Origin of the sequence: Gordonia sp. CPCC 206044 (genome assembly GCF_048537895.1) — a bacterium.
Classification (GTDB): domain Bacteria; phylum Actinomycetota; class Actinomycetes; order Mycobacteriales; family Mycobacteriaceae; genus Gordonia.
In genome coordinates this window covers 387,180-410,240 of record NZ_JBCLVL010000002.1, presented here as the reverse complement: position 1 = coordinate 410,240, position 23,061 = coordinate 387,180, and the positions used below count along the sequence as shown (strand labels likewise).

The 23,061-nt window shown below is 65.0% G+C and carries 23 protein-coding genes; 13 read left to right on the top strand and 10 right to left on the bottom strand.

All coding sequences use genetic code 11. From position 1 onward, the window contains the following. Positions 1-66: 66 nt before the first annotated feature. On the top strand, positions 67-651 hold the full coding sequence (locus tag AAFP35_RS04390) for an NADPH-dependent FMN reductase (protein WP_419220326.1): 585 nt from the start codon (positions 67-69) through the stop codon (positions 649-651). Beyond that, positions 648-2,171, top strand: coding sequence for an MDR family MFS transporter (locus AAFP35_RS04385; RefSeq protein WP_419220325.1), 1,524 nt, complete (start codon positions 648-650; stop codon positions 2,169-2,171). Before AAFP35_RS04390 ends, AAFP35_RS04385 begins: the two co-directional genes overlap by 4 nt. Here AAFP35_RS04385 and AAFP35_RS04380 read toward each other — a convergent pair. After that, positions 2,078-3,028: a sterol desaturase family protein gene (locus AAFP35_RS04380; RefSeq protein ID WP_419220324.1), complete on the bottom strand. Its 951-nt coding sequence runs from the start codon at positions 3,026-3,028 to the stop codon at positions 2,078-2,080. The two genes, AAFP35_RS04385 and AAFP35_RS04380, sit on opposite strands and share 94 nt — an antisense overlap. 124 nt (positions 3,029-3,152) lie before the next feature. On the opposite strand from AAFP35_RS04380, the gene AAFP35_RS04375 reads away from it, so the two are divergent. The 6 genes from AAFP35_RS04375 to AAFP35_RS04350 all read left to right on the top strand — a co-directional run bounded on the left by AAFP35_RS04375 (position 3,153) and on the right by AAFP35_RS04350 (position 8,467). After that, positions 3,153-3,860 (top strand): TetR/AcrR family transcriptional regulator, encoded by a 708-nt coding sequence (locus AAFP35_RS04375; RefSeq protein ID WP_419220323.1) that lies wholly within the window; start codon positions 3,153-3,155, stop codon positions 3,858-3,860. 105 nt (positions 3,861-3,965) lie between these two features. Further along, positions 3,966-4,526, top strand: coding sequence for an RNA polymerase sigma factor SigM (sigM, locus tag AAFP35_RS04370; RefSeq protein ID WP_419220322.1), 561 nt, complete (start codon positions 3,966-3,968; stop codon positions 4,524-4,526). Positions 4,527-4,719: 193 nt separating this feature from the next. Further along, positions 4,720-5,523, top strand: coding sequence for a hypothetical protein (locus AAFP35_RS04365; RefSeq protein ID WP_419220321.1), 804 nt, complete (start codon positions 4,720-4,722; stop codon positions 5,521-5,523). A 141-nt stretch (positions 5,524-5,664) separates the two neighbouring features. Next, complete coding sequence (gene trxB / locus AAFP35_RS04360) at positions 5,665-6,669, top strand: thioredoxin-disulfide reductase (protein WP_419220320.1); 1,005 nt, start codon at positions 5,665-5,667, stop codon at positions 6,667-6,669. Positions 6,670-6,740: 71 nt separating this feature from the next. Then, the gene (trxA, locus tag AAFP35_RS04355; protein WP_419220319.1) at positions 6,741-7,079 is read left to right on the top strand and encodes a thioredoxin; all 339 of its coding nucleotides are present in this window, start codon (positions 6,741-6,743) and stop codon (positions 7,077-7,079) included. A gap of 209 nt (positions 7,080-7,288) precedes the next feature. Further along, positions 7,289-8,467: an N-acetylmuramoyl-L-alanine amidase gene (locus AAFP35_RS04350; protein ID WP_419220318.1), complete on the top strand. Its 1,179-nt coding sequence runs from the start codon at positions 7,289-7,291 to the stop codon at positions 8,465-8,467. Here the strand turns inward: AAFP35_RS04350 and AAFP35_RS04345 are convergent. From AAFP35_RS04345 to rpmH, 9 genes are all read right to left on the bottom strand, one after another. Then, positions 8,438-9,355 carry a hypothetical protein gene (locus AAFP35_RS04345; RefSeq protein ID WP_419220317.1) on the bottom strand — a complete coding sequence of 306 codons (918 nt, stop codon included), beginning with the start codon at positions 9,353-9,355 and terminating at the stop codon, positions 8,438-8,440. The genes AAFP35_RS04350 and AAFP35_RS04345 overlap by 30 nt on opposite strands. 141 nt (positions 9,356-9,496) lie before the next feature. Next, on the bottom strand, positions 9,497-10,618 hold the full coding sequence (locus AAFP35_RS04340) for a ParB/RepB/Spo0J family partition protein (RefSeq protein WP_419220316.1): 1,122 nt from the start codon (positions 10,616-10,618) through the stop codon (positions 9,497-9,499). Positions 10,619-10,812: 194 nt separating this feature from the next. Then, positions 10,813-11,757: a ParA family protein gene (locus AAFP35_RS04335; RefSeq protein WP_419220315.1), complete on the bottom strand. Its 945-nt coding sequence runs from the start codon at positions 11,755-11,757 to the stop codon at positions 10,813-10,815. 137 nt (positions 11,758-11,894) lie between these two features. Then, entirely contained in the window at positions 11,895-12,629 is a 735-nt protein-coding gene (gene rsmG / locus AAFP35_RS04330) for a 16S rRNA (guanine(527)-N(7))-methyltransferase RsmG (RefSeq protein WP_419220314.1), read from the bottom strand. A 217-nt stretch (positions 12,630-12,846) separates the two neighbouring features. Next, positions 12,847-13,539: a protein jag gene (locus tag AAFP35_RS04325; protein WP_419220313.1), complete on the bottom strand. Its 693-nt coding sequence runs from the start codon at positions 13,537-13,539 to the stop codon at positions 12,847-12,849. Between the two features lie 77 nt (positions 13,540-13,616). Next, positions 13,617-14,978, bottom strand: a complete 1,362-nt coding sequence (yidC, locus tag AAFP35_RS04320; RefSeq protein WP_419220312.1) for a membrane protein insertase YidC — start codon at positions 14,976-14,978, stop codon at positions 13,617-13,619. Between the two features lie 7 nt (positions 14,979-14,985). Continuing rightward, on the bottom strand, positions 14,986-15,387 hold the full coding sequence (gene yidD / locus AAFP35_RS04315) for a membrane protein insertion efficiency factor YidD (protein WP_419220311.1): 402 nt from the start codon (positions 15,385-15,387) through the stop codon (positions 14,986-14,988). A 9-nt stretch (positions 15,388-15,396) separates the two neighbouring features. Further along, on the bottom strand, positions 15,397-15,822 hold the full coding sequence (gene rnpA / locus AAFP35_RS04310) for a ribonuclease P protein component (protein WP_419220310.1): 426 nt from the start codon (positions 15,820-15,822) through the stop codon (positions 15,397-15,399). A 54-nt stretch (positions 15,823-15,876) separates the two neighbouring features. Continuing rightward, complete coding sequence (rpmH, locus tag AAFP35_RS04305; protein ID WP_419220309.1) at positions 15,877-16,020, bottom strand: 50S ribosomal protein L34; 144 nt, start codon at positions 16,018-16,020, stop codon at positions 15,877-15,879. Between the two features lie 582 nt (positions 16,021-16,602). Here rpmH and dnaA point away from each other — a divergent pair. The 5 genes from dnaA (at position 16,603) to AAFP35_RS04280 (ending at position 22,911) form a co-directional block, all read left to right on the top strand. Beyond that, positions 16,603-18,129, top strand: coding sequence for a chromosomal replication initiator protein DnaA (gene dnaA / locus AAFP35_RS04300; RefSeq protein ID WP_419220308.1), 1,527 nt, complete (start codon positions 16,603-16,605; stop codon positions 18,127-18,129). An 807-nt stretch (positions 18,130-18,936) separates the two neighbouring features. Beyond that, positions 18,937-20,124 (top strand): DNA polymerase III subunit beta, encoded by a 1,188-nt coding sequence (dnaN, locus tag AAFP35_RS04295; protein ID WP_419220307.1) that lies wholly within the window; start codon positions 18,937-18,939, stop codon positions 20,122-20,124. Between the two features lie 84 nt (positions 20,125-20,208). After that, a complete protein-coding gene (gene gnd, locus AAFP35_RS04290; protein ID WP_419220306.1) occupies positions 20,209-21,135 on the top strand; it encodes a phosphogluconate dehydrogenase (NAD(+)-dependent, decarboxylating) in 927 nt (308 codons plus the stop codon). 1 nt (position 21,136) lies between these two features. Beyond that, positions 21,137-22,330, top strand: a complete 1,194-nt coding sequence (gene recF, locus AAFP35_RS04285; protein ID WP_419220305.1) for a DNA replication/repair protein RecF — start codon at positions 21,137-21,139, stop codon at positions 22,328-22,330. Further along, positions 22,327-22,911 carry a DUF721 family protein gene (locus AAFP35_RS04280; protein WP_419220304.1) on the top strand — a complete coding sequence of 195 codons (585 nt, stop codon included), beginning with the start codon at positions 22,327-22,329 and terminating at the stop codon, positions 22,909-22,911. Before recF ends, AAFP35_RS04280 begins: the two co-directional genes overlap by 4 nt. The last annotated feature ends 150 nt before the right edge of the window (positions 22,912-23,061 follow it).

The window sequence follows — 23,061 nt, the reverse complement described above, 5'->3', positions numbered from 1 at the left end:
CTATTGCATTTTCTACATTACTCGTTGTACTTTACCGATGTGTCCACCGACCTGAGGAGTTTCCGCATGACACGCATAGCAATCGTTGTCGGCACCACCCGCCCCGGACGTCGCGGTGCGCTCGTGGCGCACTGGGTCCGCGAGACCGCACAACAGCACCGACCGGAAGTGACCTTCGACGTAGTGGATCTGCACGACTACAACCTCCCGCACCTCGACGAAGCCGCACCCGCGATCTTCGGGACGTACGAGAACCCGTCCACGCAACGATGGGCCGACACCGTCGGGTCGTACAACGGATTCATCTTCGTCGCACCGGAATACAACCACTCCTTCCCCGGAGTGCTGAAGGATGCGATCGACTTCCTGTTCGGTGAGTGGGCGGACAAGGCGGCCGGCTTCGTCACCTACGGTGTTCAGGCCGGCGGGGTCCGGGCAGCGGAGCACTTGCGGCTGGTGTTGGCCGAGGTGAAGGTCGCGACCGTCCGTACCCAGGTCGGGCTGTCGCTGCATCACGACTTCGATCTCACCGATCCCCTCGACCCAGGGACTCTCACGCCCGGCGAGCATCAGCAACGGGCACTGACCACCATGGTCGACGAAGTATCCGCCTGGTCTGCAGCGCTGAAATCACTGCGAGTGCCGGCGTGACCGTCGTTCTCGGCACGGCCGCCCCGCGCGTCGCGGCCCGCCCGGTCACCGTGGCGCTGGTCGTCGTCCTCAACATGATGATGGTCGTGCTCGACACCACGATCGTGCACATCGCCGTCGGCACCCTCGCCCTCGAGTTCCACGCCACCATGACCAACATCCAATGGGTGACAACCGGATACATTCTCGGGTTGGTCACCGTCATCCCGATCACCGCGTGGGCAGTCGGCCGCTTCGGAACCAAGAGGCTCTATCTCACCGCGATCGTTCTGTTCGTGGCCGGCTCGGTGTTGTGCGCATGTGCATGGGATATGTGGTCGCTGGTCGCGTTTCGTGTCCTACAGGGCCTCGGAGGCGGCATGCTCTTACCCGTCGGCATGACCATCGTGCTCCGCGCTGCGGGCGAAGGAGAAAACGGTCGGCTGATGAGCTTTCTCGGGATCCCACCGCTCATCGGGCCCCTGATCGGTCCCGTCCTCGGCGGTGTCCTGATCGACGCGACATCGTGGCGCTGGATCTTCTTGATAAACGTACCCGTCGGCCTCGTCGGCGCGCTTCTCGCCGGCCGCCTCCTCCCGACCGACCCAGGCCGCACCCGGCGCAGCCTCGACTGGATCGGGCTACTACTGCTGTCCTCCGGCCTCGCGCTGCTGATCTTCGGGCTCACCGGCGGCGGCTTCGCCGCTGCCATCCTCGGTGGCGGACTCGGAGCAGGATTCGTCGTCCGGTCCGTCACCACCGACCAGCCACTCATCGAAGTGCGGTTGTTCTGTCGTCGCAGGCTCGCCGCTTCAGCTCTCACTGTGACATTCGCGGCCGCAGCCTATTTCGGGTCCATGGTGGTGCTGCCGCTCTACTATCAGACGGTCCGCGGCGAGGACGCACTCACCACGGGGCTGTTGAACGTCCCCCAGGTTCTCGCCACGGGTATCACGATGCAGGTGGCCACCCGTCTCGTCGACCGGGTCCCACCCGGCCGGGTGATTGCGCTGGGCACGATCCTCGCGCCGATCGGAGTTCTGCTGTTCATTGCCCTCGTCTCAGCCGATACCCCGTACTGGCAACTGATGGCGGCGACGGCGGTGATGGGATGCGGCATCGGAATGACTCTCATGCCGGCCACGGCAGCGGGGACGCGCGGCCTCACCCACGACGAGGCGCCTTCGGCGAGCACCGGGCTGATGATCATCCAACAGGTCGCGATCGCGCTGGGCACGGCGGTGATCTCCGCCCGCCTCGCGAATTCCGTCAATGAAAGGCTCCCGCAGATCCAGGATCTCGAGCAGGCGTTCCTGCTACCCGCGTCATCTCTCCCGGACCTTGCGGACGCGTTCCGGTGCACCTATGTGTGGGTGGCCGTCATTCTGGCCCTGGCATTCCTGCCCGCACTGTTCCTGTCGCGTCGACACCAACCGGCCACTCGGCGTCACGTCGTCGCTTCCGGAACCTGCTCCAGCCCTTCATATTCCACATCATCCGGCGGTGTGCGCGGCGCCCAGCCCGGCGGGCCGAAGATGTGACCCAGCCGTGCACGCACTCCGCGGGCCGCACGAACGTCGCGGACGATCGCCACGTACTCGTGCGTCTGTAGGCGCCAGATATTGTATGTGTCAACGGGTTTCGTCAGTCCGTAGGTGGGCCGGCGACCCTCCTCGGTGAAGGTTCCCAACAGCCGGTCCCAGATGATCAGGACACCCCCGTAGTTCTTGTCGAGGTATTCGCTGTCGCTGCCGTGGTGTACCCGGTGGTGTGACGGGGTGTTGAACACGAACTCGATCGGGGCCCAGAGCCGTCCGACCCGCTCGGTGTGAATCCAGAACTGATAGACGAGATTCAGGGAGTAGACGGCGAAGACGATGGCCGGTGGGACACCGAGCAGGGGCAGCGGCAGCCACATCACCAAGCCGGCGGTGTTGTTCCATTTCTGTCGCAGTGCGGTGGTGAAGTTGAAGTATTCGCTGGAATGGTGTGCCTGATGCGTCGCCCAGACCAGGCGGACACGGTGGGCGATGCGATGTTCGAGGTAGAACAGCAGGTCGAGACCGACGAACGCGAACACCCACGTGTACCAGGCACCGCCGGGCAGATGCCACGGCGCCAGGTAGGTGAAGACGGCCGCATACGCCAACAGTCCGAGGATCTTCCATCCGGCACTGGTCCCGACCGAGACCAGGCCCATGAGCAGACTCGTACGCGAATCACGCGGGTTGTAGGTGCCCGGCGTCGAAGGCGTGCGCATGTCTTCTTGGGACGGCCGCCGGTTCTCGATGTGTTCGGACTTCCACGCCGACGTCCACTCCAGCGCGACCATCAGCACGAAGAACGGGATCGCGAGCACGGTGGGTTCCCGCATCGCATCGGGAAGGAAGTCGAGCATCGTGGTTCTCCTGGACTCAGCCCATCTGACACGAGTTCATGTCACTTGGTCGGATTCTGACACGGTAGCGTGTCAGATAGGGTGTGTAAAGACTCGCCCAGCCCACACGTGAGGAGTCCTGCCGATGTCCGCTCCCGATGGTCGTCGCTATGCCGGGGCCGATCCGGAGGAGCGGCGCCTGCGTCGACGAGCCGATCTGCTGTCGGCCGGCCTCGAACTCTTCGGCTCGGAGGGATTCGCCAACGTCTCGGTGAAGCGGCTCTGCGATCACGCCGGCCTCACTCAGCGGTACTTCTACGAGTCCTTCGCCGACCGGCAGGCGATTCTCGCCGCCGTCTACGAGAATTGCGTCGCGGATGCACGGTCGCGGACCGTCGACGCGGTCGCCCAGTATCTGCACGACGGCGAGAACGACGGCGACGGAGCGGTTGCCGCCGCCGACATCCCGGCGGCGGCACACGCGGCACTCGATGCCTTCATCGGCGCTCTGGCCGGGGATCCGCGGCGGGCGCGGATCATTCTCGTCGAGGTGGTGGGCGTCAATCCGGACATCGAGCGCTTGCGACTGTCGGCGATCCACGGCTGGGCCGATCTGATCCTCACGCTGGCACTCGGCCGGCAGATCCCTGACCGTGCGCAACGCCTCGCCGCCATCGGCCTCGTCGGAGCCGTCACCCAGTTGCTGGTGGACTGGTACACGACGTCCACGGGGCAATTCGGCATCATCGGTGAGGAATCCGCCGACCTGTTCGAGCTCGAGGCGATCGTGACCACGTCGGTCGAGCTGTTCATCGCCGCCCACGGACGACTCCTGGTGAAACGGTCACCCTGACCGTCGCCGCCCCACACACACCACATCGGGCGATTTTCGTTCCGCCTGTGGACAACCTGCAGGTCATGCCCTCCCGGGGCCGTGCGTTCCACTAGCCTTCTTCGCATGAGTCGGGGGAGCGGCGATGCGCGCAGCGACGAAGATCTGCTGCGCGCACACGTGCACGGAGAGCCGGGCGCCTTCGCCACCCTCATCGATCGGCACCAGACGTATCTGTGGTCACTGGCGTGCCGCACGAGTGACAATCCCGACGATGCCGCCGACGCACTGCAGGATGCACTGTTCAACGCGCACCGCATGGCCGACCGCTTCCGCTCGGACGCCAAGGTCACCAGCTGGCTGCATCGCATCGTGGTCAACGCCTGCCTGGATCGGATCCGGAGGAATCGATCACACCTGACCGTCGCGATCCCCGAGTACGACGTGCTCCCGATGGCCGACGAGCGCGACCAGATGGCGGCGGTGGATCTGTCGGTGTCGATCGGGCGTGCCCTCGACACGCTGCCTCCCGATCAGCGGGCCGCGATCATCGCGGTCGATGTCGAGGGCTACTCCGTCGCAGAAGCCGCCGAGAAGCTCGGCGTACCCGTCGGGACCGTGAAGAGTCGGTGTTCGCGTGGACGATTGAGACTGGCACAACTGCTCGGCCACCTGAAGTCCGTCTGATGGCGAGACCGGTGGTGTATTCCGAGGTTTCGGGTGGTGTCATTTGGTCGACCCACACGGAACCAGACCGGCGGCCGCTGCGTCCTAGTGTTGACGATCGCGTCGGCCTGCGGGTCCCGACCGGTTCGGGATGTCCCGAACGGGTCGATCCACACAGCCGCCCGACCGCCGAGACAGCGGACACACTTCGACGGTGTCCCGCACATCATCGGATGAAGAGAAGTGGGAGAGTGGATCGATGATCCCGCCGGGAGCAGACGACGAGCGTGGCGACGCGATGGCCGGTCGTCCCCAGCCGCCGTACTCTCCGGACGTGCTCGCCGACTTCCACGCGGGGGTGCTCCCACCCGACGTGGCCGACGAGGTCTGGTCTGCCATCAACGATGACCCCGACGCCCAGGCCGTGCTGCGGGCACTCGATCGCACGACGGCCGATCTGCGCGCCATGCCGCTGCCCGCAACGCCGATGCCGTCATCGGTCGCGGCCCTCACGCGCGCCACGCTCGATCAGATCGACGACGAGACCGCCGGCACCGGTTCGGTGACGTCGATCGATCGCGGCCGCCATCAGCGGCGGCGACGGTGGATGCTGGCCGGCGGCGGCGTGGCAGCGGCCGCCGTCGCGGTGCTCGCGTTCTCGGTCGGCACGCTGCGCCCCACGGACACCGACGCCGACCCGGATATGGGGACCCCGGTGGCAGCGCCTGCCGAACACCACCTCGACGCAGGGGAGAAGATGTCTGCGCTGACGGTGCTCGGACACGACGATTTCGCCCCGTTCCCCACCGAGGCCGCTCTGCGTCGCTGCACCGCCGCCAACGGTGTGCCCGATTCCACGACCGTCCTCGGATCCGGACCGATCACTCTGCGGGGCGGCGACGCAGTCGTCATCCTGCTGTCGACCGGCGTCGCCGGCCGGTTCGATGCGCTGGTCGTCGGTCCCGACTGCGCCGTCGGGCGACCGTCGACCATCTCCCGCACCCTCATCGGCGGCTGAAGCCGGCCCACCGGGCAGTGTGACGCGCCCGGCATCGGCGAGCGCAGGGAACATCTGCCCTTACCCTGGTGTTGAGACACGCAGACCAACCGGCCGGGGCTTCGCAAGACACCTCCCCGCGCCGTCGAGCACGGAGGACGGATGACCCAGCCAGACAGCCAGCAGATCCACGACCTGATCATCATCGGTTCAGGTCCCGCCGGATACACCGCGGCGATCTACGCTGCGCGTGCCGAACTGGCTCCGATCGTGTTCGAGGGCACGCAGTTCGGCGGCGCCCTGATGACGACGACCGAGGTCGAGAACTTCCCCGGCTTCCAGGGCGGCATCCAGGGCCCGGCACTGATGGACGAGATGCGCGAACAGGCGATCCGCTTCGGTGCCGACCTGCGGATGGAAGACGTCGACACCGTCCGACTCGAGGGTCCTGTGAAGGAGGTCGAGGTCGGCGGCGAGGTCCATCGTGCGAAGGCCGTGATCCTGGCGATGGGTGCGGCAGCACGCTATCTCGGCGTCGAGAACGAGCAGACCCTGCTCGGCCGCGGCGTGTCGGCCTGCGCAACGTGTGACGGGTTCTTCTTCAAGGACCAGGACATCGCCGTCATCGGCGGCGGCGATTCCGCCATGGAGGAGGCGACGTTCCTCACCAAGTTCGCCCGCAGCGTCACGATCATTCATCGTCGCGAGGAATTCCGCGCGTCGAAGATCATGCTCGAACGTGCTCGCGCCAACGACAAGATCCGTTTCGTCACCAACGCCGCGGTGTCCGGCGTCGTCGGCGACACCTCGGTGACCGGTCTGCAGCTGACCGACACGGTCACCGGCGAGGATCGCACCATCGACGTCACCGGGATGTTCGTGGCGATCGGCCACGATCCGCGCAGTGAGCTCGTCCGCGGTCAGATCGACCTCGACGACGAGGGCTACGTGCAGGTCCAGGGCCGCACCACATTCACGTCGCTGCCCGGCGTCTTCGCCGCAGGCGACCTCGTCGACCACACCTACCGTCAGGCGATCACCGCGGCAGGCAGCGGCTGTTCGGCGGCCATCGACGCGGAACGCTGGCTGGCCGAACAGGGCGACGCGGACATCACCCCGGGACTCGAAGACGCATTCGTCGTCGTCGATGCCGGCGCGAACGCCTGACCACATCTCTCGGCCCCCGCCTCACCGGCGCCAGGGCCGACCACGACTCACGTCCAACAAGGAGGACAACAATGGGAGCAAACACCGTCGCCGTGACCGACGCCACGTTCAAGGACGAGGTGCTGGGTTCGGACAAGCCGGTTCTGGTCGACTTCTGGGCGACCTGGTGCGGGCCGTGCCGCATGGTGGCACCGGTCCTCGAAGAGATCGCCGGTGACCATGCCGACAAGTTGACCGTCGCCAAGCTCGACGTCGACGAGAGTCCCGGCGTTGCCCGCGACTTCCAGATCATGTCGATCCCGACCATGATCCTGTTCGAGAACGGTAAGCCCAGCAAGACGATCGTCGGTGCCAAGGGCAAGGCCGCGCTGCTGCGCGAGCTCGACACGGTGATCGGCACCTCAGCCTGATCCGCCGTCCTACCTGCGACAATATGAGCGCGAAAGCGCTCGCCCGACAAAGCGGGATCATTGGTGGCGCCCTCATGGGCGCCACCATTTGGTCGCACCGCCGGGACCTGAGAGAATGCACGGTGTTTGCGGGGTGCTCGGTGAGCACCGAAAGCGGGGGACGCTGACACTGCCGACCAACCGACCGCACGCCTGCATAGGAGTTGCTGATGCCGCTGTTCCGACTCGGGGATCAAGGCTCGGCTGTCGCCGAGATCCGGAACATCCTCGTCGGACTCGGGCTGCTGGACTCCGGCCCGGCCTCCGCTCGCACGACCGATACCTCCAACGGGTGGACTCCACCCGAAGCGGTCTTCGATGAGGCCTCCGACCGTGCCGTTCGAGCGTTCCAGCAGGAACGTGGACTGATCGTCGACGGCATCGTCGGACCGGCGACCTACCGCGCGCTGCGCGAGGCGTCGTACCAACTCGGTACCCGTGTGCTGCTGTATCGCCTGTCCGCGCCGATGGTGGGCGACGACGTGGCCAAACTGCAGTCCCGGCTACAGAACCTCGGCTATTACACGGGACTGGTCGACGGCACGTTCGGCGAGTCCACCCACAACGCCGTCTGCCTCTACCAAAGCGAATACGGACTGTCCTCGGATGGCATCTGCGGACCGTCGACGTTGCGGTCCCTCGAGCGTCTCGGAACCCGGGTGACCGGCGGCTCGCCGCATGCGATCCGCGAGGAGGAGCACGTCCGTCGATCGGGTCCTCAGCTGTCCGGTAAGCGGATCCTGATCGATCCCGGCTCCGGCGGATTGCACGAGTTCTCCACCGGTGCCACCGCCGACCTCGAGTCCGAGGTGCTGTGGGATCTCGGACGGCGCCTGGAGGGCCGCATGGCGGCCGCCGGTATGGAGACATTCCTGTCTCACGACGGCCGTGGCCGTCCCGGCGACGACGAGCGTGCGCGTGTGGCCAACATGGTGGACGCCGATCTCATGATCGCCCTTCGCTGCGCGCACTACCCCAATGAGGGCGCCCATGGCGTGGCCTCGTTCTACTTCGGTAATTCACACGGGTCGTTCTCCACCATCGGACGCAATCTCGCCGGCTTCATCCAGCGTGAAATCGTCGCCCGCACACCACTTTCCGACTGTCGCACGCATGAACGCACCTGGGATGTCCTGCGCCTGACCCGGATGCCCGTCACTCTCATCGACGTCGGTTACATCACCAATCCGACCGATGCGACCGTGCTCGACGATCCGCAGATGCGTGATGTGATCGCCGAGGCGATCCTCGTCGCGGTCAAGCGACTGTATCTGCTCGGTGAGAACGATCGACCGACGGGAACGTATACGTTCGCGGAACTACTTGCCGCGGAGCGCCTTTCCAGCTGACCCGGTCGACCGGGCATTCGACTCGGCCGACTTCTCGGTCTGTGCGCGACACGACGACCCCACCGGCACCCTGGTCTCGCGCTCTCGGCCGGCGAGATCGATCGCAGCCATCACCACCAGCTTCTCGAGCGCATGCTCGACTTCGTGCTTCCATCCGAGGCCCTCGTCCAACTCCAGACGGAACCGAGGGAAACGCGGATGTGACGCAACGACATCGAACCCCGAGTCCTTGAGAAACGCTGCGTCCATGACACATTCGGTACACAACCCGGGAAGCGGACTGTCGTGCATGGCACGGCTGATCTCGATGATCGCCTCATCGGCCCAGAAGTTCAGTTCGCTCGACATCGATTCCAACGCACCGAGGTCGGCGGGTATGACGGGATCCGACGACACCTCGGGGGCCGCGAGCGAGCCGGGGCCGGTCGACTCCGCCGGTGTCCGGACGATACCGAAGGCCTCCACCGCCCGCACACCGCGGCGCACCAGGTTGCTGAGTACTGCGTCGAGCAAGATGGGTGCGCCTTCTTCGAAGCCGGGCTCGGTACGGATCGACGTCAGCAACACGGCGTCTGCGCTGACCGGCGACGTGGGGAACAAACCCGACCGTGGGACACGACCGGGTGGGGCATAAAACGCGGTCCCGACGATGTTGCCGGTGTGCCCGTCGACGGCGAGTTGCCCGCACGTTCCCCACTCGAGCAGTACGCCGGAGATCCACGCCTCCTTGTCGAACTCACTCTCGAAGCCGTCGTACTCTCCGAAGAAGACCGCGTCGGAATCCGACTCCGCCGGCCGTGGATCGACCTCCCAGAAAACACACTTGCGGGTGTGCGGCGGTAACGACTCGAAAGATTCGAGATCGAGACGAGTGACCGCGAGATTCATCGTCGAATCCCTGCCCGGCAACCATATGAGCAGTCGAAAGTGATGAGCCACAACATCTTTCGCGTTTTCACTGTCACCCTCGCTGCTCAATTGTCACTGTGACGATATTCCCTGGTATCCCTGGGTCACCACATCACGACCTCAGGTGGTACCTCGGGTGTCCATCTCGCGGACAATTCGCTCGAGGTCGTCGACGGATCCGAACTCCACGACGATCTTGCCCTTGCGCTTGCCCAGACTCACCGTCACTCGGGTGTCCAGCCGATCGGAGAGCCGTTCGGCCACGTCCTGGAGTCCCGGCATCTGCATCGGCCGACGCTTGGCGGGGGAGGTGCTCGGCGTGAGATCACCATCGCCCCGATTGGCGAGTGTCACCGCTTCTTCGGTCGCGCGCACGGAGAGACCTTCGGCGACGATGCGCGCCGCGAGCGCCTCTTGGGCATCGCTTCCGGTGTCGAGCGACAACAACGCTCGCGCGTGACCCGCCGACAACACGCCTGCTGCGACGCGTCGCTGCACGGGGATCGGCAGCTTGAGCAACCGGATCATGTTGGTGATGAGCGGACGTGACCGGCCGAGTCGGTTGGCGAGTTCCTCGTGGGTGACCCCGAATTCATCGAGCAACTGCTGATACGCAGCTGCCTCTTCCAACGGATTGAGCTGTGCGCGGTGGATGTTTTCCAGCAGCGCATCTCGCAGCATGTCTGCATCCGACGTCTCACGAATGATCGTCGGAATGGCTTCGAGTCCGGCTTCTTGTGCGGCACGCCAGCGCCGCTCGCCCATGATGAGCTGATAACGAATACCGTCCGCGGTCGCCTCGGAGAGTCGCCGCACGACGATCGGCTGCATGAGACCGAATTCGCGGATCGAATGCACGAGCTCGGCCATCGCTTCTTCGTCGAAGACGGTCCGAGGTTGCTGCGGATTCGGCTGGATCTCCGCGGGTGCGATCTCGCGATACACCGCACCCATCTCATCGGCAGTGGGTGAGTGGTCACCGGACGTGTCGACGGTCGTCGGTTCATCGTTCGACGTGGAACCGGTGGCCGGTTCTGTGGGGGAGGATGCACCGGTCTTGCCCGTGTTCGGCGCCGCCGAGGTTGCCGGAGCACTCCTGCCGATCACCACATCGGCGGCGGCGTTGCCGAGTCGAGGACCCGACTGTGTCTGCCCGTCACCGTCCGGCGGACCGGTCGGAATCAGCGCGGCCAGACCACGTCCGAGCCCTCCCCGACGCTGTGTGGAATCACGCTGGCTCACTGCCGTCCTCCCCTCGTCGCTGCGGGATGGAACCCGACAACGTCACGTCTCCGAATCCTAATCGCAATCACCGGATACACCCGAGTTGCCGTCCACAAGGTTTCACGTGAAACCACGGTGCTCGAAACAACGGCGCTCCGGGCTCGAAGGTCGCACCAGAACTGATCATCGGATCTTCGCGTTCACCGGAACCATCATTCGACTCCCCGCATCGCCAGCTCTCGCGAAGCATCGAGATAGCTCATCGAACCGCGCGAACCCGGGTCGTATTCGATGATGGTCATTCCGAAACCAGGAGCTTCCGACACCTTCACACTTCGCGGGATGATCGTCGTGAGCACCTTGTCGCCGAAATGGCGCCGCACTTCGTCGGCCACCTGATCGGCGAGCTTGGTGCGACCGTCGTACATGGTCAGGACGACGGTCGACACATGCAGTGCCGGATTGAGATGCGCCTGCACGAGCTCGATGTTGCGCAGGAGCTGCCCGACACCTTCCAGCGCGTAGTACTCGCACTGGATCGGAATCAGTACCTCGCGGGCCGCGACCATCGCGTTGACGGTCAACAGGCCGAGTGACGGGGGACAGTCGATGAGCACGTAGTCGATACCGAACTCTTCCAACGCCTTCTCGTCGAGCGCGTTGCGTAGTCGGTTCTCGCGAGCGACCAGCGACACCAACTCGATCTCGGCGCCGGCCAGATCCAGCGTGGCAGGCACACAGAACAGTCGGTCACTCGTCGGTGACTTCTGAATCGCTTCGGCCAGAGTCACCTCGCCCAGGAGGAGCTCGTACACCGACGCGATGTCCGGGTCACGATGATCGATCCCCAACGCGGTACTCGCGTTGCCCTGAGGGTCGAGGTCGATCACCAAGACACCGAGACCGTGCAACGACAGTCCCGCTGCGAGGTTGACCGCGGTGGTGGTCTTGCCGACTCCGCCCTTCTGGTTCGCGACCGTCAGGATCCGGGTCTTGGTGGGGCGGGGGAGTTCGCCCGCACCTCCCGGAGTCAGTACCTGACTGGCACGGGCAGCCGCCGCAGCTATCGGGGTATCCGCGAAATCCGGGGCGGGACGAGGGGAGGAGGAGCCATCGAGAGTGGTTTCACGTGAAACACTCGGTTCCTGTTCGACCACGCTGGGACTCCTTCGCCCTACTTCATAACCTTCGACAGCATCTCCAGAAGGAGAGGATTCGGCCTCGACTCGCGGCGCTGCCGCGTCGTTGGCGCTCCGTCTATTCTGCGCCTTCCGAGGACTCCACACCAACCCGGTCACCCCTTCCTTCGGGCACCACGGGACCGATTCGATCGCTTGCCCGCGGAGCCCCCAATATTGCGCTTCACACCGACAATCACGGTTGTCGGGACGTCCACAATCGCCTCTCCACACTTTTCCACGTGAAGCTCCGAGATGCCGCATCGACCGGCCGCGACACGATCGCGTTCGATCTCTTCGGCGGCAGATGAGCCTTTGATGGCCACCAATCGGCCACCGTCACGAATCAACGGTGCCGACCACTTCGCCAACCGCTCCAGCGGGGCCACCGCTCTCGACGTCACGACATCAGCGTCACCGGCGGTCGCTCGAATCTCCTTCTCCTCGGCCCTGCCGCGTAGGACAACGACGTCGATGCCCAACTCCTCGACGATTCGGCGGAGGAAGTCGCTGCGTCGCAACAGCGGCTCCACCAGAGTCACCCGCAGATCCGGCCGCGCGATTGCGAGGGGGACTCCCGGTAGACCGGCGCCACTGCCGATGTCGACGACACGAAGGTCCGCTGCGATGAGTTCTCCGAGGACCGCACAGTTCAAGATGTGCCGTTCCCACAGACGGGGAACCTCACGCGGCCCGATGAGACCGAGCTTCACACCATCGTCGGCGAGAGCCGCGTGGTAGCGCTCAGCCAGATGCAGACGGTCGCCGAACACCTCTCGGGCCGTCGGGGGAGTGGGGGATGGGCCGGTTGGTTCCGGACCCGATGGTTCGAGCGGTTCGCTCGGTTTCACGTGAAACGTCCTCCTCGAGGATCAACGACTTGTGCGTCGGTTTCACGTGAAACCACGGTTCCCGTGTCCGGCACACCCGGTGCGGAAGCCTCGCCCGCACCGAACTACATCCCTGTAATTTCCAGTCCAGAGACAAACAAAGTCCCGGCCGCAGCCGGGACTTCGTCTGTCACTCCTTATCTCTACCGGACGTCACGACATCCGGCGAGTACGTCACCTAACTCGATCGCAAGACCACGACCCGGCGCTTGGGCTCGACGCCCTCGCTCTCACTGACCACACCGTCGACCGCGGCGACGGCGTCGTGAACGATCTTCCGCTCGAACGGCGTCATCGGATCGAGCTCTTCCCGCTCACCCGAGTCACGCACTCGTTCGGCGACCTCGGTCCCCAGACGGGCGAGACGGTCCCGACGATCGGCCCGCCACCGGGCCACATCAAGCATCAGTCGGCTACGCACGCCTGTGGACTGCTGCACGGCGAGCCGCGTCAACTCCTGCAAGGCGTCCAGGACGTCGCCCTTACGGCCCACGAGTTTGGTCAGATCCTCGCCGCCGTCGATGCTCACGACCGCACGGTCACCGTCGACATCGAGATCGATGTCCCCATCGAAATCGAGCACGTCGAGCAACTGCTCCAGATAGTCGCCGGCGATCTCGCCTTCCTCGATCAGGCGGTCTTCTTCGTCGAGCTCGTCGTCCTCATCATCGCTGTCGTCCGCCGACTCGGCATCCCCGGCAGCTGCGTCGGTGTCCTCGTCCGTGTCGGCACCATTGGTGTCGTCGTTGCTCTCGGTGATCGTCGAGGCGTCTGCCGCCGGATCCACCGTCGTCTCGGTCACTGCAGACTCCGCGTCCCGGGTCTCGTTCTCCCGGGTCTCCTGGTCCTGTGCCGTGGTCTCTGCTGTCATCTCACATCCACCTAACTGTGCTTCTCATCAACGTCTGCGCCACTCGGTGAGCGGGGGAGTGGCCACCCTGTGCGGAATCAGTGACGTCCGCCCGGACGTCCACCCTTCTTGCGCTTCGATCCGCCCTTGCGGTTCTTGCCCGCGACATGCGCGGTACCCGACTTCTGCCCGGCCTGCGTACCGCCGGACTTATTCGTGCCCGCTGCTTTGCCGGAACCCGAACTCGTGGTCGTGCCCGTCGCCGCAGATCCCGTCGCCCCAGATCCCTTCGATGCCGACCCCTTCGATGCCGACCCCTCCTGCGACTGCGGGGCGTCGTCGTCGGTATCGGATCCCTCGTTATCGGATCCCTCGCCGTCGGTCACCGCGGCCGGCTTCGTCGCACGGCCGTCACGGTTGAACATGCGCTGCAACCGCTTGACCGGGGTCACCGGGGGAGCGGGCACGTCGGTCGCGGCCGAGTCCTCGACCTCGTCGGCGACGGCGTCATTGGCAGCGGACTTGCCCAGCTTTCGCGCCGGATCCGGGCGGGCACCCGGCTTGGGTGCATTGGCTTTCTGTTTCTCTGCCTTCGCCTGACGCGCTTCCTCTTCTTCGCGCTCGATGGCACCGAAGACGATGTGCTGCTGACCGTAGGTCCAGAGGTTGTTACTCATCCAGTACAGGAGGATGGCAACGGGGAAGAACGCACCCGTGACAAGGATGCCCAGCGGGAAGACGTACAGCGCCAGGGTGTTCATCATGCGGGTCTGCGGGTTCTCCAACGCCGCCTCGGGCTGGCGAGCCACCGATGCGCGCGAGTTCATGTGCGTTGCGATCGACGCGATGATCATCATCGGGATCACCACGATGATGATCTGCGTGCGGGTGAAGTCGATCGGGGAGCCGGGCTCGACGAACGCCTGGAACTCGGCGATGGGCTCGGTGATGAACGACGACAGCGGAACTCCGAAGAGACGAGCGTCCAGGAAGTTCTGCACCAGCTCCGGGCTGAAGGCGTAGTTGCCGAGGCTGCGGGTCTCCTCGGCCGACATGCCCAGCTGACCCATGCCGGTCGCCATCCGGTTGAACGAGCGCAACACGTGGAACAAACCGATGAACACGGGGATCTGCAGCAGCATCGGCAGACAGCCCAGGAGCGGATTGAACCCGTGCTCCTTCTGGAGCTTCTGCATCTCCTCGGTCATCTTGACGCGATCCTTGGCGTACTTCTTCCGGATCGCCTGCAGCTGCGGGTTGATCTCCTGCATCTTCTTCGTGGTGCGGATCTGCTTCACGAAGGGCTTGAACAGGATCGCGCGCAGCGTGAACACCAGGAACACCACCGAGAGAGCCCACGCGATGCCGTTGCCACCCGGTGTGTCCGGCGTGATGTGGCTGAACAGCCAATGCCAGACCCACATGATCCAGGAGACCGGGTAGTAGATGAAGTTCAGCACGGGTCAGTTACCCCTTAACCTCTGTCGGTGTCACGACTCTCGACGTGTCTGTGCATGTGTCTTCTGCCTGTGCGTCGACCGGATGTGCACTTTCGTGCGCGACGCTTCGTGTCCGGGTCAGGATCTCACCGAGACTCCGTTCGGGAACCGGGTCGTACCCGGGTTTGTGCCAAGGGCCGCATTTCAGCAGCCGCACGATCGACAGCCATCCGCCGTAGAAGAAGCCGTGGCGTTCCAGTGCCTCTACCGCGTAGCCCGAACATGTCGGCTCGAACCGACATGTCGGGAGGCGCATCGGCGAGATCCACGTGCGGTAGAGCTCGATCAGGAAGATCAGGATCCGCCGGGGGAGGAGATGGAGCCAGTCGAGCGCGCCGGCCCGCGAGGGCGCAGGGTCCGGGTCACGCACGACGAGACCTCATGGTGCGACCCGACGATCCGCAGGCTCGATCGCGGCCACCAGTCGACGATGGGTCAGCGCACCCGACAACTGTTCGGCCAGGGCGGTGCTACTGGACATCGCGGCCTGGGGCCGTGCGCGGATGACCACCAACAGCTGCGTGGTGGGGAAGTGGGGGAGGCATTGCTCGAACGCCGCCCGCAGTCGCCGAGCAGTCCGATGCCGGATCACTGCATTGCCGACAGACTTGCTCACGATGAGTCCGAGCCGCGGGCCTCCCGCGGACGCCAGATCGGCGGTGCGGAGTCCATCCGCCTCGCCGACAGGAGTCACCGGCACCGGTAGGAAATGAATCACCAGATCACGCGTATTCACCCGCACACCAGATCTCAATGTGCGGGTGAAGTCGGATCCACGTGAGATCCGATGAGCGGGAGCCACCATCAATACCAGCAAACCGGCGGTGGCCAGGCCACCGCCGGTGAGTACGCCGACGGCTCAGGCGGTGAGCTTCGCGCGGCCCTTGCTGCGACGGCCGTTGACGATCGCACGACCGGCACGGGTGCGCATGCGCAACCGGAAACCGTGGACGCGTCCGCGACGGCGGTTGTTGGGCTGAAAAGTCCGCTTGCCCTTGGCCATGGGTGACTCCTTGTGCTCCTGTGTGGCATCACGCCAACTGCGCGCGTGCACCACAATCTTTAGGTGGTCTTCTTGATCCGGGCCCGGTGCCGAACTGATGCCGGTTGGATGACGACGGGTGTTCTCTCGACAACCCCCGATGACCTCGGAGTTCGTCGACACACGACCACACGCCACCACGCAAATCCGCAACCTGGATGACCAGTCGAGACTACTGAGTACGACCGAGCAAATCAAACGAGCGGCCCTTACACCCGCCCGTACGTGATCGGCGCCACCCCTCGCCGAGGACACGCCGTCATCTTGGTCACTTGGTTTCGCTCACGACCAGACGAATCCTCCGATTCACTTTGTCGGTCGCTCTGCACTCTGTTAACTTCGGCGCAGAGTCAATGAAGAGACGATTCAGTGGACCCCCTTCCGGCCGCGAGAGCACTCACCTCATCTCGGATGATCTGTACACAGCTGTGGATAACCATGTGGACAACTCGCGTCGAGTGCGGCATGGTGACATCTTCGCGGTGACATTCTCTGTGGCATCGTGACTGGCCGAGGCTGGTCGTTTCCGGGAGGAAGGTAACCGTGACGAGTGATCGTGATTCGTTCGGCGAGGTGTGGCAGAACGTCGTCACCGAGCTCAACAACGATGCGGCGGCGCACGACCACGAGCCGCTGACCCGCCAGCAGAAGGCCTGGCTGTCACTCGTCCAACCACTCACCCTCGCCGAGGGTTTCGCATTGCTGACCGTTCCGACCCCGTTGGTCCAGGAACAGATCGAGCGCAATCTCCGCGACACCATCCGATCGGTCCTCAGCCGTCATCTCGGACAGCCGGTCGATCTCGGTGTCCGCATCTCCACTCCCGTCATCGAGGAACCCACTCCGGATCCCGCTCCGACGACACCTGCGGTTGCGGCACCTGCCGAGGAGCCCGACGGATTGGCCGTCTCGGTCGCCGCCCCCGCGCCTGCGGGCACTCCGAGCACCTTCGACGGTCGCACCGATCGACCTACCGGACCCGAACCGGCGGACTGGTCGACCTACTTCGCCGAACGCCCGACTGCGAGCCAGTCGCCGTCGAGTGCCAATCTCAGCCCGAAGTACACCTTCGACACGTTCGTGATCGGTGCCTCCAACCGTTTCGCACACGCCTCGGCCGTGGCCGTCGCCGAGGCCCCGGCACGCGCGTACAACCCGCTGTTCATCTGGGGCGAGTCCGGTCTGGGCAAAACTCATCTGCTCCATGCGGCCGGTCACTACGCCCAGCGACTGTTCCCGGGGATGCGCGTCAAGTACGTGTCCACCGAGGAGTTCACCAACGACTTCATCAACTCACTGCGTGACGACCGTCGTGTCGCGTTCAAACGTCGCTACCGCGACGTCGACGTCCTGCTGGTCGACGACATCCAGTTCCTGATCGGCAAAGAGGGTATCCAGGAAGAGTTCTTCCACACCTTCAACACGCTGCACAATTCCAGCAAGCAGATCGTCATCTCGTCCGATCGCCCGCCGAAACAGCTTGCGACACTGGAAGATCGGCTGCGCACCCGGTTCGAGTGGGGTCTCATCACCGACGTCCAGCCGCCGGATCTGGAGACCCGTATCGCGATCCTGCGCAAGAAGGCGCAGATGGACAACATCGCGGTCCCCGACGACGTGCTCGAACTGATCGCGTCCAAGATCGAACGCAACATCCGCGAACTCGAGGGTGCGCTCATCCGCGTGACCGCGTTCGCTTCCCTCAACAACGCCGAACTCGACAAGTCGCTGGCCGAGGTTGTCCTGCAGGCGCTTCTGCCCAACGCAGGCACGCTCGAGGTGAGCGCTGCGAGCATCCTGGCGATCACAGCCGAATACTTCGACATCTCGGTCGAGGAGCTACGCGGACCCGGCAAGACCCGCTCGATCGCCCAGGCACGACAGATCTCCATGTATCTGTGTCGCGAGCTGACCGACCTCTCGCTGCCCAAGATCGGCGAGACGTTCGATCGTGACCACACCACGGTCATGTACGCCGAACGCAAGATCCGCAAGGAGATGGCCGAGCGGCGCAAGGTGTACGACCACGTGCAGGAACTCACCGCACGGATCAAGCAGCGGGCCGTCTGAGCCCCAGACGTTCTCTGACGGCCTCATCGGCGATCTCTGACGTTTCGACCGTCCAACCCGGGCCCGGGCCGCGCACGTCGCACGGCCATCCCGGCGATGTTCCACACGGCGCCGGCCACCACGACTGCGGTCCGATACCGCTGTGCTCCTAAACCGCCACCACGACCGACTGCGGCTGCGGCGACCACGAGTGCCACCGACGCCGCCACGCCGGGATCTGTCACACGAACGTCGTCGCGATCCACGGCCGACATGGCCGACGTACGCCCAACTCTCGATGTCCACGGCAGACTTTTGTCATTCCGGATCCGCGCGAACCCGACCGATTTCGACGGATCCCGGCCTCGGATCCGCTCATCACCAGGTGTGGATAAACCTCGGGATAACAAGGGACAAGTTGTGCACGGCACGTGGACAGTGGTGGAACGAACTACACACTCCACACAGTCGCGCCGGATCCCTCCCCAGTCATCCACCACCGATCCACACCCGTTCGACGACGATGACCAGGGCGGATCCGGAGTTCTACACAGTTTCACAGCCCCTATTACTGTCATGAATTTCTTCCTTGAGAATTCAGTTCAAAAGAAGGGTGTGTGTACAGAGCCCTCCGGGCGTTCGATCCTCACCCGACAAGGTGGCAACCAGTTCCCCCCAAGAGCCCACGGTCTGGCACCCTCGTTCTAGAGTGGGGATCCCCATCCACGAACCGGACGGCGAACCCTGCGCGGGCCGGATCCGACCGGATCGGGCCCGGGAAATGGCATCGGGGCGAGAACGACAGACAGAGAAGGGCAACCACCCAGCATGAAGTTCCGTGTGGCGCGTGACGAGTTCGCAGATTCCGTTGCCTGGGTGGCCCGCAGCCTGCCGGCGCGTCCACCGGTGCCCGTACTCGGTTGCGTGGTCTTGACCGCAGGCGACTCGGCCGGTGCCAACGGCGACGGCCTGGAGGTATCCGGCTTCGACTACGAGGTCTCGGCCCAGGAGTCGATCGCCGCAGAGATCGCCGAGCCGGGCAAGGTCCTGGTCTCCGGCCGTCTGCTCGCCGACATCACCCGCGCCTTGCCCAACAAACCGGTCGACGTGAGCCTCGATGGCTCTCGTGTGGCCATCACGTGCGGCAGCGCCAAGTTCTCCCTGCCCACGATGCCCGTGGAGGATTACCCCGAGCTCCCCAAGTCGCCGACCGTGACCGGAACGATCCCGACACAGGTGTTCGCCGAGGCGATTTCGCAGGTAGCCGTGGCGGCGGGCAAGGATGACACGCTCCCCATGCTCACCGGTGTGCGCGTGGAGATCGACGGCCGACGTGTGGTTCTGGCCGCCACCGACCGATTCCGCCTCGCGGTCCGCGAACTCGAATGGGCGCCCACCGCCGAGGACACCACCGGAGCGGTTCTGGTGCCGGCCAAGACCCTGTCCGAATCCGCCAAGACCGCCGGCGCAGGCGGAACCGGCGACGTCTCCCTGGCATTCGGATCCGGATCGGCGATCGGTGGCGAAGGAATCCTCGGGATCCTGGGCGAGAACAAGCGCACCACCACCCGACTGCTCGATGCCGAGTTCCCCAAGTTCCGTCAGCTGCTGCCGGCAAGTCACACCGCGGTCGCCACGATCGAGAGCGCCCCGCTCATCGAGGCCATCAAGCGTGTCGCCCTGGTCGCCGAGCGAGGCGCACAGGTCCGCATGGAGTTCAGCGACGGATCCCTGCTGCTCACCGCCGGTGGCGACGAGGCCGGTAAGGCCGAGGAAGAGATGCCCGTCCAGTTCTGGGGCGAGCCGCTGACGATCGCGTTCAACCCGGGCTATCTGCAGGATGGGTTGTCGGCGATCGGGGTGCCCACCGTCGACTTCGGTTTCACCACGCCCAGCCGTCCCGCCGTGCTGCGGCCGTCGACGGGTGAGGAGCCCGTCGCCGACGAGTCCGGCGCCTTCGTCGCGCCCGACAGCGCGTTCACCTACCTGCTGATGCCGGTTCGCCTCCCGGGCTGACCGTCGGATCCGATCCCCTGAGGATCGCGCACCGCGCGCGGCGTCACCGCGCACACCACACGCTCCACGGCGGAAGGAGGTCTGATGCAACTCGGGCTGGTCGGACTCGGCAAGATGGGTGCCAACATGCGCACCCGGATCCAGCAGGGCGGACACGACGTCGTCGGCTACGATCCTCGGCCCGAGGTGTCCGATGTCGCGTCGTTGCAGGAGCTCGTGTCGAGCCTCACTGCTCCGCGAGCGGTGTGGGTGATGGTGCCGTCCGGGGATCCCACCCGCACCACGATTTCCCAGCTCGCCGAACTCCTCGAACCCGGTGACCTGGTCGTCGACGGTGGCAACTCGAAGTACACCGACGACCTGCCCAACGCGAAACTGTTGGGAGACAACGGTATCGGCTATGTCGACTGCGGTGTCTCCGGTGGCGTGTGGGGGCTCGAGAACGGTTACGGACTCATGGTCGGCGGTTCCGACGACCACGTCACGCGTCTGATGCCGATCTTCGACGCCTTGCGCCCGGAGGGCGAGCAGGCCGACGGCTTCGTCCACGCCGGTCCGGTCGGTGCCGGTCACTACGCGAAGATGGTGCACAACGGCGTCGAGTACGGACTCATGCACGCCTACGGCGAGGGCTACGAATTGCTGTGCGCCGAACCACTGATCACCGATGTCGAGGGCACGCTGCGTGCCTGGACGAAGGGCACCGTGGTGCGGTCGTGGCTGCTCGATCTGCTGGTGCGCGCGCTCGACGAGGATCCGGGGCTGGCCGAGATCTCCGACTACACCACCGATTCCGGTGAGGGACGATGGACCGTCGAGGAGGCGATCCGCCACTCGGTGCCTGCCAATGTCATCTCCGCCGCGTTGTTCGCGCGTTTCGCCTCGCGACAAGAGCACGGATCCCCCGCTTTGAAAGCGGTGTCCGCGTTGCGGAATCAGTTCGGCGGGCACGCGGTCACCGACAAATTGGGGCGTTCGGTGGGCGAGACCGGAACGCCGCCAGTAGCCTGACGTGTTCGTCCGGGAACTGCGCCTGCGCGACTTCCGGTCCTGGCGCGAGGTCGATCTCACACTGAAGCCGGAACCCACGATCTTCGTGGGGCGCAACGGATTCGGAAAGACCAATCTCGTCGAGGCGGTCTACTACCTGGCCCATCTGCGCTCGCACCGGGTGAGTTCGGACGCACCGTTGGTGCACAGTGGTGCCGCATCCGCCACGGTGACCGGCACCGTGGAGAACATCGGGCGTGAGCTCACCGTGCAGTTGCAGATCAACGCCGAGGGCGCCAACAAGGCCACCATCAACACGAGTCCGGCCCGACGCGCACGAGACATCCTCGGGATCCTGCGAGCGGTGATGTTCGCACCCGAGGACCTGATGCTGGTCCGCGGGGATCCCTCCGAGCGCAGACGTTTCATCGACGAACTCGTTGCGCAACGCGGACCCCGTTGGGCCGCAGCACGTTCCGATTACGATCGGGTCCTGCGACAACGATCGGCACTGCTCAAGACCGCGGGTGCGGCCCTGCGTCGAGGGGGATCCGACGCCGACTCGGTGATCAGCACCCTGGATGTGTGGGACGGTCAACTGGCCGACCTCGGCGCTCAGGTCACCGCCGCCCGGATCGACGTATTACGGGAATTGACACCGCATTTCACGGCCACCTATGCGGCAATCGCCCCGCATTCGCGGCCCGCGACCCTCGGATATCGGGCGGCCGCCGGTCCGGAGGTCCTGCCCGTTGCCGACGAGCCTGCCGCTGTCGAGCAGATCGCCCAGGTGCTGTTGACACGTCTCGGTGAGTTGCGATCCAAGGAGATCGAACGCGGCGTGAGTCTGGTCGGTCCGCACCGCGACGATCTCGACATCGTCCTCGGCGACGATGTCGCCAAGGGGTTCGCCAGTCACGGTGAGTCCTGGTCGTTGGCATTGGCCCTGCGGCTCGCCTCGGTCGAGTTGATCCGCGCCGAGGGGATCGAGCCGGTCATCATGCTCGACGACGTCTTCGCCGAACTCGACGCGCATCGACGCGCCCAACTCGTGGGCTTCACCGAATCCGCCGAACAGCTGCTCATCACCGCTGCGGTTCCCGACGACATCCCGTCGAGCATCGGCGGTCGGCGTGTGGGTGTCGGTGTCGCGGAGGAGAATGGCACTCGGCAGTCGATCGTGACGGAGATCACGACGGGGGAGGGTGCGACATGACCGCAGATTCAGAGGCACGGGATTCAGGGGCACGGGATTCGGTGACCGGTGACTCCACACCTGGGCATTCGGCGGGTTACGAGGTGGCACGTCGTGCGTTGGAAGAGGCCCGCGCGGCTGCGCGCGCGGCAGGCAAGTCCGTCGGTCAGGGCCGATCGTCTCCGGCCGTGCGACCCCGCCGGGCCGGTGGGCAGCGTCGTCGGTGGTCCGGATCCGGTCCGGATTCTCGCGATCCACAACCGTTCGGTCGCCTTGCCGGGCGCATCGCGCAAGAGCGCGGATGGCAGTCGCAGATCGGACAGGGTGCACTGTTCGGCAGCTGGGAGCGCATCGTCGGCGCCGACATCGCTGCGCACGCCCAGCCGACTGCCTTGCACGACAAGGTCTTACACATCCAAGCGGAATCCACCGCGTGGGCGACGCAACTGCGGTACATGCAGTCGACGATCCTGGCGAAGATCGCCGGTGCCGTCGGCGACGGCGTGGTGACGAGCCTGAAGATCACCGGGCCCAAGGCTCCGTCGTGGCGCAAGGGACCCCGACACATCCCGGGTCGAGGCCCGCGCGACACCTACGGCTGAGCACCGCAGGCGCCGGATGCCTACCAGATTCGATGTCGGAAATCGAGCGAGCGGTCCGCAGACGCCAGAATTGATGCCGATCCACAATCGGACCGGCATCGACCGAAAAAAATCGATCTGTGAGCGCGTTAGCGGCCCCGGATACCTATT